The organism is Geofilum rhodophaeum, assembly GCF_002210225.1.
In the GTDB taxonomy this organism is placed as follows: domain Bacteria; phylum Bacteroidota; class Bacteroidia; order Bacteroidales; family Marinilabiliaceae; genus Geofilum; species Geofilum rhodophaeum.
This window is the reverse complement of sequence record NZ_MWUJ01000027.1, coordinates 19,781-31,333: the sequence shown is the minus strand read 5'-3', so window position 1 is coordinate 31,333 and position 11,553 is coordinate 19,781. Positions and strand designations below refer to the sequence as shown.

General features: G+C 31.0%; 11 protein-coding genes. All 11 read right to left on the bottom strand.

What is annotated here, in order from left to right:
- Positions 1 to 125 precede the first annotated feature (125 nt).
- The 11 genes from B4W65_RS15680 to B4W65_RS15625 all read right to left on the bottom strand — a co-directional run bounded on the left by B4W65_RS15680 (position 126) and on the right by B4W65_RS15625 (position 11,509).
- Positions 126 to 1,316, bottom strand: a complete 1,191-nt coding sequence (locus B4W65_RS15680; protein WP_088656121.1) for a TlpA family protein disulfide reductase — start codon at positions 1,314 to 1,316, stop codon at positions 126 to 128.
- Positions 1,317 to 1,504: 188 nt separating this feature from the next.
- Positions 1,505 to 2,002 (bottom strand): TPM domain-containing protein, encoded by a 498-nt coding sequence (locus B4W65_RS15675; protein ID WP_088656120.1) that lies wholly within the window; start codon positions 2,000 to 2,002, stop codon positions 1,505 to 1,507.
- On the bottom strand, positions 1,999 to 2,379 hold the full coding sequence (locus B4W65_RS15670; protein WP_088656119.1) for a hypothetical protein: 381 nt from the start codon (positions 2,377 to 2,379) through the stop codon (positions 1,999 to 2,001). The genes B4W65_RS15675 and B4W65_RS15670 overlap by 4 nt, the downstream gene beginning before the upstream one ends.
- A 242-nt stretch (positions 2,380 to 2,621) precedes the next feature.
- Entirely contained in the window at positions 2,622 to 3,176 is a 555-nt protein-coding gene (locus tag B4W65_RS15665) for a DUF4468 domain-containing protein (RefSeq protein ID WP_158522870.1), read from the bottom strand.
- A 30-nt stretch (positions 3,177 to 3,206) separates the two neighbouring features.
- Positions 3,207 to 3,782 (bottom strand): hypothetical protein, encoded by a 576-nt coding sequence (locus B4W65_RS15660; RefSeq protein ID WP_088656117.1) that lies wholly within the window; start codon positions 3,780 to 3,782, stop codon positions 3,207 to 3,209.
- A 174-nt stretch (positions 3,783 to 3,956) separates the two neighbouring features.
- Positions 3,957 to 4,820: an SDR family NAD(P)-dependent oxidoreductase gene (locus tag B4W65_RS15655; RefSeq protein ID WP_088656116.1), complete on the bottom strand. Its 864-nt coding sequence runs from the start codon at positions 4,818 to 4,820 to the stop codon at positions 3,957 to 3,959.
- A gap of 185 nt (positions 4,821 to 5,005) precedes the next feature.
- Positions 5,006 to 5,848 (bottom strand): DUF2971 domain-containing protein, encoded by an 843-nt coding sequence (locus tag B4W65_RS15650; RefSeq protein ID WP_088656115.1) that lies wholly within the window; start codon positions 5,846 to 5,848, stop codon positions 5,006 to 5,008.
- 278 nt (positions 5,849 to 6,126) lie between these two features.
- A complete protein-coding gene (locus B4W65_RS15640; protein WP_088656113.1) occupies positions 6,127 to 7,185 on the bottom strand; it encodes an SIR2 family protein in 1,059 nt (352 codons plus the stop codon).
- A gap of 2 nt (positions 7,186 to 7,187) precedes the next feature.
- Positions 7,188 to 9,074, bottom strand: coding sequence for a Piwi domain-containing protein (locus tag B4W65_RS15635; protein WP_088656112.1), 1,887 nt, complete (start codon positions 9,072 to 9,074; stop codon positions 7,188 to 7,190).
- A gap of 274 nt (positions 9,075 to 9,348) precedes the next feature.
- Positions 9,349 to 10,038: an ABC transporter ATP-binding protein gene (locus B4W65_RS15630; RefSeq protein ID WP_088656111.1), complete on the bottom strand. Its 690-nt coding sequence runs from the start codon at positions 10,036 to 10,038 to the stop codon at positions 9,349 to 9,351.
- Between the two features lie 7 nt (positions 10,039 to 10,045).
- A complete protein-coding gene (locus tag B4W65_RS15625) occupies positions 10,046 to 11,509 on the bottom strand; it encodes a DUF5687 family protein (protein WP_088656110.1) in 1,464 nt (487 codons plus the stop codon).
- Positions 11,510 to 11,553: the final 44 nt, after the last annotated feature.

Here is an 11,553-nt window from a genome sequence, read left to right as displayed (position 1 = left end):
ATATGAAATGTTGGGGCTGCGGGAGACAGACTTGTCTGCCGTTACAAAAGTTTCTGCGGGGCAGAAACTTTCGAGTAACCACTTAACCCCCCAATATTTTTATATATGATGTTGTGTGCTGAACTTTATAATAATGTTTTAATTGCATTTTCAATTTCAATCTCAGTTTCCCCTTTTTTATAACCATAGATTATTTTACTAATTCTCTTATTATTGTCCAGAATAAGAAATGTAGGCGTTAAATGCAAATTATAAGAATCTAATGTTGTTTTATCAGCGAGTAAAACTTCATATTTTATCTCATGTTGTTTTATGTAATTTAGCAATCCTTTTTTCTCATTTTCATTGTACAAACTGACAAAACTAAAATCCTCTTTACTATATTTTTTGCTCAAATCATTTAAAAATTCCACAGACAATCCACAAGGTCCGCAAAACATACTCGTTAAATTAATCATGTACACTTTACTTGAAATGTCTTTCAGGGAATGGGATTGATTTTCCAAATCATTTAATTGATAGTTAAATGCAATACTGTTGATTAAATCTATTTTAGGCTTATTATCTGCTTCTGTTCTTGTAGGCATATCCACAGGTATATAATTTGAAATAGCAAAATTGTTTCTATTGAGATTGTTAATTTTCAAATTACTAATTTCCTCAATCATTGTATTTGCAGGTAGCGTTCTTTGGAATTTATACGGAAGGTTCGTTTTTCTATTTATCCATATGATATATTCCGATATAACACCTTCGTTGGAACCTAATTCTGAAATATGTATTGGAAGTCTACCGACTAATTCCACTCTCTCATTAAAAATTGATATTTTGTAAGCAACAGAGTTTTTATAAAAAACAGAATCGATTTTGATGCTATCTTTAGTTGTTAAAGCATATTCAATCAAGGCTTTGGATTTTGCAAAGAAAGGAGCAATTACTGCTCTATATGGCCATGGATTTTTACTAAAATCGTCAGTCTCAAAGTTATTTTCTTTCCAATTAATTCTTGCTCTTATCTTTCCATCGTAAGCAAAAATCATTTTTGTAGTGTCTGATAATTCAAATTTTACGTAGTAAGCTCCAACAGATGTGTCTATCGGTACAGTATATTCATTAAAATATTCAAAGGTTTTCTCATCTATTGGTATTGTGTCCCCTGAAAAGCAGAAGAAATTAGTTGAATAATATGAAGATGTTTCGATTTGTCTAATTTTCTCTAAAACTTTGTCAAGATTGTCTAAATCTTTTGTCTGACTACTACAGCTTATCAGCCCAATAATTACTTGGGTTAGTGTAATTACTATTAATCTTTTCATATTTCAGTTAGTGTTTGAGTTTGAGTAAGTTTTGCACACAACGGATACGTGTATGAAGCGTTGGGGATTGCGGGCTTCGTTCCTATCCGCCGACACAAACGCCGATGCGGGGCAGAACGTTTGATTTAATCACTTAAACCCCAATACTTTATACACGATGTTAGCGCCTGGTTGTTTTTATTTTTCTATCATTTTATCTGGTCAATTATTTCTAAAAGACCTTTTTTAATCCCAGCAAAATAATCTCCCTTTTTAAATTCTGGAATAATTGTATTATCAATTATCCTTTTAGCTTCATCATCCTTGAGTTTGTTTTCCAGTCCATAACCGACTTGAATTCGTATCTGTCGAATTTGTTTACCAAATACAATAGCAATACCATTATTTTTATCCTTTTTACCAATCCCCCAATAATTTGCTAAAGCCAATGAATAATCAAATAGAGTTTTATATGGTTCAAATGAAAAAATAGTAACAATAGCAATCTCATTTGTTGATTCTTTTTCATGTTTTGAAATAATTTCATTTAAATCCTTAATCTGTTCTTGTGTTAAAATCCCCTCGAAATCATTAACATATCCAATATAATCAGGAAATTTAAAATCTGTCTTTTTATCAGATTGCGAATAACATGTCATAGAAAACAATCCGAGAAGTAATCCAATTATCAAAACCTTTGTTTTCATTTTATTGCTTTTAATAAATCATTTGTTAAATCAATCTTATGTAATTCTGAACTCAAATCGAATTTATTTATTTCTATGTTAGAAAGCTTAATTTTCGATACTCTTTGGTCATAATAAAGATATAATCCATCTTCTATGGGCCCTTCATTCTCAAGACAGATTACCTTAGTTTCTTTGGGTTTTATCTTAAAATCTACTAATTTTTTATATCCATTTTCTTTTGAATAAACAAATAAAATAATATGAATTTTTTTATCATTCGGATTTTTTATCTCCAAATCAGTAGGTGAAGATGCTCCAAAACAATTCCACTTATTATCAAATTGACAACCACTTATCAGTAGAAATCCAGTTATAAATAGAAATAATATTTTCATTTTTAAAAAAATCTTTTTGTTTTGCAGTATCGCTGGTCAACTTGGCNTTTCATTTTTAAAAAAATCTTTTTGTTTTGCAGTATCGCTGGTCAACTTGGCGCTAACGTATAGCGATATGGTGCGTGGCTAATCTACTTGGTAGAAATTTTCTGGCCGTCAAGAATGCTCTTCAGTGGACGAAACTAGCTATAAATATGATACTTAGCCATGCACTATAACGCGTGTTAGCCACTGGTTGTTTTTTACCATTCATCTTTTTCTGCGAAACTATTCTCAATGTCTACGAATAATTTATTTGCTCCATTGATAATTGATTCAGATAAACTTTCATTCATTTCTCTAGCATATTTCTTGCCTGTTGCTAATGCATTCATATTTTCAAAATGATTCTCCAATGGAACTTCCGAGGTAGTGCCTTGTGAATTTGTACTTGCTTTCATGTCCGATAAAACTAACTTAAACTTGTTGTCCTTAAATTTGATGGACAGAGTGTACAATATTGTATAGGTTATTTGGATATTTGTAACCTTAAAAGTTGCCGGAAAACTACCATGGTCAAATAGTTCCTTTGCTTCATTTGCAATTATGAAATCATTATCTGCATGTTTTTTAATTAAATAGCTTTTTATATGGTCATAGAGTTGTTTTGCTGATTTATTATCAATTTTAATTACTTTTTCGAACCCATATTTTCCTGTGTTTTCTATTCTGGGAATTTGATATTCTTCCTGTTTCTTTTGTGCAAGAATATTTAGTGAACATAGTAGAATCAATATTAAAACAATAGTCTTATGCATAGTCATTTCTTGTATTATTTGTAATTAAATCTATTTACTGGCAGTTGCAATACTATACGCTCCATTAGCCGTATCTGATGCTACTAATCTGTCTTCATAATATATCTCGACTTTCACAGAACCTCTATCGGTATCATTTTGTGCAGAAATATATAAAAAGTCATCTCCAAATTTATCATAATCAATTCTATGAGGAAGTGATATACTACTTCTTTGACCAGTTCCTCCACTAGGAGTGCTATAAGTCAAATTTGCTTTTTCAGATGTACCCGAAATTACATAGCTAACCTTAAAATTGTAGCAATAAATCACATTTGTACTATTGGTCAACTTATAACTAAAATTCTTGTCTGTTTCACTAGATGTAACTTGAAACAAAGCATATATTTCGTCTGAACGAATACTTTTTGTTTCATATGGCTTAATTTCTAGCTTAAAAGTTTCATCAATATAGTCAAGTACTATCTGGTGAGGTTCAACGACAACATTAAACTCAGTATCATTCTTAAAGACGTCTTCGTATGTAAAATCATCTTTTGAGCATCCATTTAGAAAAGTGAAAATGGCAAATAAACAAATCAATTCTTTAATGTAATTAATTCTCATATTTCAATTTTTTGCGGTAATACACTTCAACTTGTGGCTAACGGTAAATTGTATGAGTAGTGGCAGATTGCGTGGTACTTCCCTGTCAAACCGCTACGCAGTTTGAGCGGGCTACAAACTTTGATATTTACCACAACGCCTGCCATTACTTATACAAAATGTTAGCAAAAGTATTTAATTTATATATCTCATTGTCAACTCCATTACAGCATCAATATTTTCTTTTTTCATACTGTATGGTGATGAAGCAACTGTTTTATTCTTTTCGTTGATATATTTTCCTGTCATTTTATTTATATCTGGGGATGATGCTAAATAAGTATATGTTTTAGCCATATCTTCAGGTGAAATCGAAAATCTACTTTTTATTGAATAAAGAAATTTCATAAATCCTGAAATATTTGGGTAGCGACTTGTGTCAACTTTCACGTTTGTTACTCGAATGCAATTTACGGTTATGCCTGTGTCTTTAAGTTTTTCAGACAACCAATAAGTATACATAACTTGTGCAAGTTTCGATTGATAATAAGCATTTGGCACACTAAATTTTCTTTTTTCAAATTCAGGGTCTTTCAAATCAACTGTCAATTTTGGGTGCATTACTAATCCTTGGGAAGCAATTGTAATAATCCTACCCTGCTCACTTTCTTTAATCAAGTCAATAACAGAATCAGTCAATAAAACTGGCCCAATTTGATTTGTTGCCCAAATGGTTTCAATTCCATCTAAAGATTTTACAGGTTGTTTTCGTGCAATATCAAAATCGGCGGCGTTATGAATTAATACATCCAACTTATCAATTCTATTTTTCAATTCAAGCGATGCATCTAAAATTGATTTTTTTGATGACATATCAATCTGCAATAACTCAATGTCATTTTGTTCCGATTTTTCTTTAATCTCTGCAAGTGCAATCTCTCCACGCTTTAAGTTTCTAACTCCAATTATGACATGAAATCCAGTTTGAGCCAATTGAATAGCAGCTTGCTTTCCAATTCCAGAATTTCCTCCAGTTATTAAACATGTCTTTTTTATCATATTTATAAGTTTTTATTCTGTGCAGAACGCTTTCTTTATATTTTTGCTAACGGTCACATATATGGAATGTTGGGGTTTGCGGGCGTCATCCCTGTCTGCCGTTACAAAAGTTTCTTCGGGGCAGAATGGTTCAAGTAACCACTATACCCCCAATATTTTATATATGATGTTGGGCAAAGTTTTTTTTACCTTTTAGGAATTCTAATATTTCCTGTTAACTTACTTTCTGACACTTTGCCATTTTTTGTATATTTCTCTAATAATGATTCAACAATGATTTTGTCTCCACAATTGTGAAGTGGTCCTAGTGTGACCTCGATATTATCTAATACTTCTTGCTTTAATTCAACATCAAAATAGTCTATTTTAGGAGCAACTCCATTGATAATCGATTTCAAAACAAATGAAGGCATTTCACTATTATATTTTTCATCTGAAATTCCACCTTCTGGAATTGGATACCCTGGTAAAATAAATAGGACAAATCTAAATTCTTTTTGGAAACTCCATTCTTCATTTTTATACATAGCAAGTTTCTGAACTTCTTTAATTTGAATATTTGAAGTTCCATCTGGGTTTCTTCTTAAATCTACAGCGTCTTTATAATACACATATGGATTATCAACATATTCAACTTTTCTCTCGAAATTATTCTTATTAGTAAAATTAGGGATAATTATATAATCGTCCGTGAATAAGGATTCAAATGGTATTGGCGATAAAACATCACCTTCTTTTACAAAACTTTCTTTTATAGGATTTAAAGGTTTATAGTTAAACATATCCTTATTAAAAGAAATTCGTACTCCTTTCATTCCCTCTGTATACATATGCCACTGTGGAATACTTTCATTTTGCTCAGATGTCCAACAGCTTACAAATAGGTATTTAGATAAATCATATTCCCCATATATCATACTTTCAGTCACATCATCGACTCTATCCAAACGATTGAATCTGATTTTCTTAGTTCTCAAGATAAGTGCAAGAGTATTTAAAGTTGTATAATGATGGATTAGCTTTTCCATTGTCCGTTAATGTGTCTTTTGTAATTCTTTTTTTATAAAATTTTGCCCAACGTTGAGTGTATGGTGTCGTAAGGGATTGCGGGCTTCAAACCAATCAAGTTACCACTAAAAATAAATGCGGGTGATACCGCTCGAAAACCTCTAAAACCCTTATGCACTATACACATTGTTGTGTTTTCGTGCTTTATCATTTCTGTCTCCTCATGCGTTGGGAAAACATGCTCTTTAAGCAAATTTGGTTGTGCGGTTGATATGTGGGTTTGCTTAATGTGCATGGCTTAGAAGGGGGCATCTTTTGAATTAGTAATAAAATCAGATAAATAGTCTTTATTCATTGTATCAGTCATAAAGCTTTTTGCTCCATTAAGGTATACACTTATTTGGTTGTCACTCTTTAAATCAAGTCTTTTCTGAATTAGTTCTATTTCAGTTTTTTCAGGACTATTTGAATATCCAACCGCTAAAAGTCGTAAGTCATCTTTCGAATTTAATGCTTGAGTCAGTATTCTATTTGCATAATCATCCGAAAAACTATAACCAATTGTTACAATCAATTTAGAGTCTTCAAGTGTCGATTTTCTTAGCTCTGAAGTATAGAAAAAGTAAGGGTCAATTGAGTCTAACTTATTCTGAATTCCAAATATCAATTCTGGATTATCTTCGGGTTCATCACTTTGAAAGAGTTTATTAGGTTCATCTGGTTTTGTATACCAGTCAATTGAACCATGTAATTTATATAAGAAAAAATGTTTTTCCAGACTATCCTCAAAATTGCTATAGTGCCATTCTCTTGAAGTTCTATTAAACCCTGTTTCAACTTGAAGTTCCTTACCAACCACTCTTTCAAAGCATAAATCATAATTGAATGTAAATACTTTTACTGCATTACCAATTTCTCTTGATAGTGTGATAAAACCGTTGTAATAACTGGCGTCATTTTCATAGTTTTTAACACGAACCCAACTATTCAATTTCTTCCGAATCAATTTCTTGAAATCCGTAATTTTTTTGAAATCACTTCCTGCTAAGTCTATTAATCTTATGTTCCAAGAGCCAATGAATGGGTAAACAATATTTCTATCGCGTTTTTCTATTTCAGAGATTACAACTAATAATTTCTCAACATTAAATGGCTCACCAAATTTGCCAAATATACCTTCAGAGTAATGTATTGAACTTTTAAGGTAATAATAAAGCTCCTTATAAGGTCGCCAATCAGAATCTTCTATTATTAGTTTTTCAATTTCACCAACCATTTGATTAGATATTGGAATCTTTGCTTCAAAGCTGGCTCCAGCACCTAATAAAAACATTATTTGTTCGCCTTTTATTTCCATATCTATAAAAACCAAGGTTTATCATTAGTAACAGACATTTGCTCAACATCTACAATATCACCAAACTCAGAAATGTATTCTGTAATTATTTTTGAATAATATATTGAGATAGGAACAGATTTAGCATTAAATCCTCTCCAATTTGCGCCTGAAAGATTAATTATGTCTTGCAAATAAGATTTATAATCTTCTACTCTTGCCCCAATATTGAGAAATTCTAAATGTACAGGATTTGATAAACGCTTGTCAACAATCTCTTTACCGTAATTTAATCCCTCAAACCAAACTAAAAACTGGTTACTCGCTAGTTGAATATAACTACTTTCATACGGGACTAAAGTATTGTGATTACTAAAACCAAAAAACCTATTGTCAACATTAATCTTAACAACTGTAAAATCAAGATTAGACACTTCATTAATGGCTTGCTCTAATGCTTTTATTTCTGACCGTTTTATTTTAAATGGTAGGTGTAAAACGCAACTTTTATAATTTGAGAAATCATCATTTGATAATAACTGAACTAAGCCATTTTGTAGACTCTGTAGGTAATTTGTTTCATCTTCGTCTTCAGCAAGTACTTCAAGTTTCTTATAAAGACCCGATGAATCAAGACAAATTGAGTAAGCAAAGAATCTCTGTATTTTACCTGTTTCTTTATCTTTCTTATGAGAAGAACCAATCCCAAGAATTAGACAGTCAGTATTCGAAGGTTTAACAATCCAAGGTTTTCCCCCAAGCTTAGAGAAAACTTGTAATCCTATGTTGGAGGTTGACCATTTTAGAGTATTTCGAGCACTTAATTTCTGATAGTTTAAGACTTGTAAAGGAATATCCTTCTTTAAGAATTGATACTTTAGAAAGTAATACGGCTCTGAATTTCCTTCTTCTTCTGAATAATCCTCAATAAATACGGCAATTGTTTTTTTATCTTTTGAAAACTCAACAACCTTATCAACTGCTTTCAAAAGTTCTGGATTTGAATAATCTGATATTGAAACCCTTTTCACTTTTGTTTTATCGAGCTTTATCTTAAACATTGCCTCCATTCCTGGAAATGTGCCAGGGTTTGCTTTACCAATCAAGCTAAGAAAAATATCATTTGCGAATGTTTTGAACCTATCTTCAAATATAAAAACAAACTGTACGTCGTCCGATACTATGTTTAAAGGACCATAATTTTTTATTCCTAAAAATTGCGAACTTGAAGTCCTATTCTTAGAAAATATATATTGTTTCTTGTCTAAATGATTGCAAGAAACAGACATTAATTCATCGCTAAGGTTAATTACCGAATCTGATATATTAAAGGATTTAATGGATTGAAAATTACTTTTTAGAAAACCTTGAAATAGTCTATGCTTATCCAAATAGTAGTTTTTATTACTTCTATATTTTTCATCCAAGCTTAAACTGAGACGTTGTACCTCCTTATTAAATGATGTATTTTCAGCTTTGCGAAATTTGAAATCAATTAAGAAACCATGCTTATCTTCTTGCCGAAGATAGTATGGAGATAAAATCACTAATTGTTTCCCTTCATTAAATTCATTTACAGTAAACTGAATTTCGTTTAATTTATGTCGTTGATAAAAAGAGTATTCAATAGTTAAGTTTGAATTTGTTACAGATTTCTTTAACGATTCAAATAAGTACCATTTTGTTAAATCAATATTATGGTTCGGGTGGCAAGAAAAACTCTCAAATCCGTCTTCTTTATCAGTAGACACATAATAGTTCTTTCTTTCTGTTGCCTCAGAATCAGGAAACAATCTATACCATTTTAATCCAGAGTTCTTCTCTATTGCTCCTTCAATCTCTTTCCTATAGATATTGAATTCAAACTCTTGGTCAGTAATTGGTAAAAAATTTAATCTAATGTTACTCATATCATATCTATTTCCACTGTGGGCTTGTTAAATTTGGCTCTTTTGCAAGCTGAAGCGTCAGCTTTGTGTGTTTGGGCTTGCAAATGTGCCAAATGTGCGTTGGCTTTAGTTGCACTGTCTCTCTTTGCATGAAACACAACGGTTTGCAATATGACCAGTGGCGGAATGCGGGCGACATCCCTGTCAACCGTTACAAAACTTTGAGCGGGGCAGACGCTTTCAAGCTACCACCGCGCCCGACATTGGTTATATTGCTTGTTAACCACTGACATTTTTAGATGTCAAAATATTGCTCCAACTCAATCAATGTTTCATTACTTGTATTTGTGTCTTTAACAATATGACCATCTTCAAGTAAAAGTATTCGATTACACACTTCAGTTACATGTTTTAAATCATGGCTTGAAATCAATATTGTAACACCTTCATTGCTTAGTGCTTTTAATTTTGATTTTAACCAAGATTGAGAACTTGGATCCAGATTAGAAAAAGGTTCATCAAGAATTAGTATCTCTGGTTTTGAAAGGAATGAAGCTAAAATGCCAATTTTATTTTTATTCCCTGCCGACAGTTCTCGAATATATTTACCGGAAAAAGCATCTTGCTTGAAAAATTGCTCATTCTCTTCCAGAAAATCTTTAATATCAGCACTGTTTTTTCCGTGCAAACTTCCAATAAACTCAAAAAATTCAATAGGACTCAAAAAAGGAATAAGAAAACCTTCATTTAGAAATGAGCCAGTATAATTTTTCCATTCATCCGATTCTGAAACATTTAGTGATTTTGATTTTACTAGACCTTTAGTCGGTTTTATTAAATCGAGTATTAAACTAAGCATTGTTGTCTTACCTGCCCCATTATTCCCTACTAACCCTATAAAATCATTTTGGGCTATTTCAAGTTTACCAATGGAGAGTGCTACTTGAGTTCCATATACTTTTTGAAGGTTAATTAATTCTATCATAGTTTCTTTATTTTTGTCTAAAACCAACGGCCATTTTATATTTACGGTAATTAAATCGGCTAACAATTAACTCTAAGAAGTATTTATTTAAAGCAATTCCAATTAGTCCAGTTACAGCTATTGTATAAAAGTAAAAGGGAAGAATTCCCAATATTATGTGTAAATAATAAATTAAAATAGGAAATCCAATTATTGGTAGAATTACTAAAAATTGCGTTATGCCCGTACCTTGATAGTTCATAAATTGACTTTTACCTAAATCTATATATGATGTATTAAAAGTGCAAAAGAACATCATTATTATTGACGATATACCAATATTATACAATAAGAAAGCGGCATTAATGAAAGCGATTTTTGAACTAATCAACGCGTAAGGCAGAACAAGTAAAAATCCGATTGAACTTGATATTGAAAAAAATATGTGTTTCGACTTTATATAGTTGAAATGGGAAATTTTGTTTGTCAAATAACTATCAAAAAATGAACTTTCCCATGAGAATAGGAATTGTCCATAGTTTGTAGAAAACATTGCAGGTAATAAAAGACCTGACAAACTTAATATTATGTAATTATCCAAATTCTCGTTTTTATAGAACATGAAACCATAAAGCACAAACAATCCACTTATATACAAAAGTGATCGAGGTCTTTTGTTTCGTAAAATCATTTTCAATTCAACTCCAATTAGTTGACCTATTTCTCCATAATTATTTAAGAAAGAAAATCCATTACTTTTTTTTATCGTCAATTTTTGAGAATCTTCAATATAAGCGTTATTTTTTAATATAGTATAGGCCCAATAATAGGATATTACCGCAAATAAAGCTGGAACAAAAATAAAAGTGGTGGTATTTACCAAATAGAAAATAGCTGCTGAAAAATATTCTGATATAGATATGATTTTAGCAATGTCGAGATAAATCAAAAGTCCAACAAATGATAGAAATAGTAGCGATATTAGAGCTTGTCTCGAAAAATATTTCTTTAAGGAAAAATTGAGGAAATTATTTCCAGCAATCAGTGATAATACTGTAACGATCCATAACAAACTGAACTGAAAACTCTGTGTTAGATAAATATTCTTGATAAAAAAAGGGAGTATAAGTAGAATTGCCAATAGATTGAAAAAGCTGAACACACTTTTTATAATTGGATAATGTATTAATGTGCTTTTTTTTATTGGAAGCGTAAGATATGGTTGAATCGAGATGGTTGGTAGTTGTTGAAAGAAAAACCTCGCAATCAAGTCAAATAATAAATAGTAGAATAATAACCTTGTAAATGATTCAATTACATCACAATCTTTAAATACATCAAGCAGTATTTTATCTGCAAAAAAGCTAACTGCAATAAAATTTAATATGAGATACAATCCTAAAATACCAAGTACAATATTTAGTATAATATTCTTTTGCCAAAATGAAGATCGAATTTTCTCTTTCCATTGATGTGTCAATAATTTGTACATATGCTGCTGTTTTTTATGTTTGTGGTTAACGTTGAGTATATGCA

Coding starts and splice junctions, on each gene's coding strand:
- B4W65_RS15680 (WP_088656121.1), bottom strand. CDS start 1,316: ATGAAAAGATTAATAGTAATTACACTAACCCAAGTAATTATTGGGCTG.
- B4W65_RS15675 (WP_088656120.1), bottom strand. CDS start 2,002: ATGAAAACAAAGGTTTTGATAATTGGATTACTTCTCGGATTGTTTTCT.
- B4W65_RS15670 (WP_088656119.1), bottom strand. CDS start 2,379: ATGAAAATATTATTTCTATTTATAACTGGATTTCTACTGATAAGTGGT.
- B4W65_RS15665 (WP_158522870.1), bottom strand. CDS start 3,176: ATGCATAAGACTATTGTTTTAATATTGATTCTACTATGTTCACTAAAT.
- B4W65_RS15660 (WP_088656117.1), bottom strand. CDS start 3,782: ATGAGAATTAATTACATTAAAGAATTGATTTGTTTATTTGCCATTTTC.
- B4W65_RS15655 (WP_088656116.1), bottom strand. CDS start 4,820: ATGATAAAAAAGACATGTTTAATAACTGGAGGAAATTCTGGAATTGGA.
- B4W65_RS15650 (WP_088656115.1), bottom strand. CDS start 5,848: ATGGAAAAGCTAATCCATCATTATACAACTTTAAATACTCTTGCACTT.
- B4W65_RS15640 (WP_088656113.1), bottom strand. CDS start 7,185: ATGGAAATAAAAGGCGAACAAATAATGTTTTTATTAGGTGCTGGAGCC.
- B4W65_RS15635 (WP_088656112.1), bottom strand. CDS start 9,074: ATGAGTAACATTAGATTAAATTTTTTACCAATTACTGACCAAGAGTTT.
- B4W65_RS15630 (WP_088656111.1), bottom strand. CDS start 10,038: ATGATAGAATTAATTAACCTTCAAAAAGTATATGGAACTCAAGTAGCA.
- B4W65_RS15625 (WP_088656110.1), bottom strand. CDS start 11,509: ATGTACAAATTATTGACACATCAATGGAAAGAGAAAATTCGATCTTCA.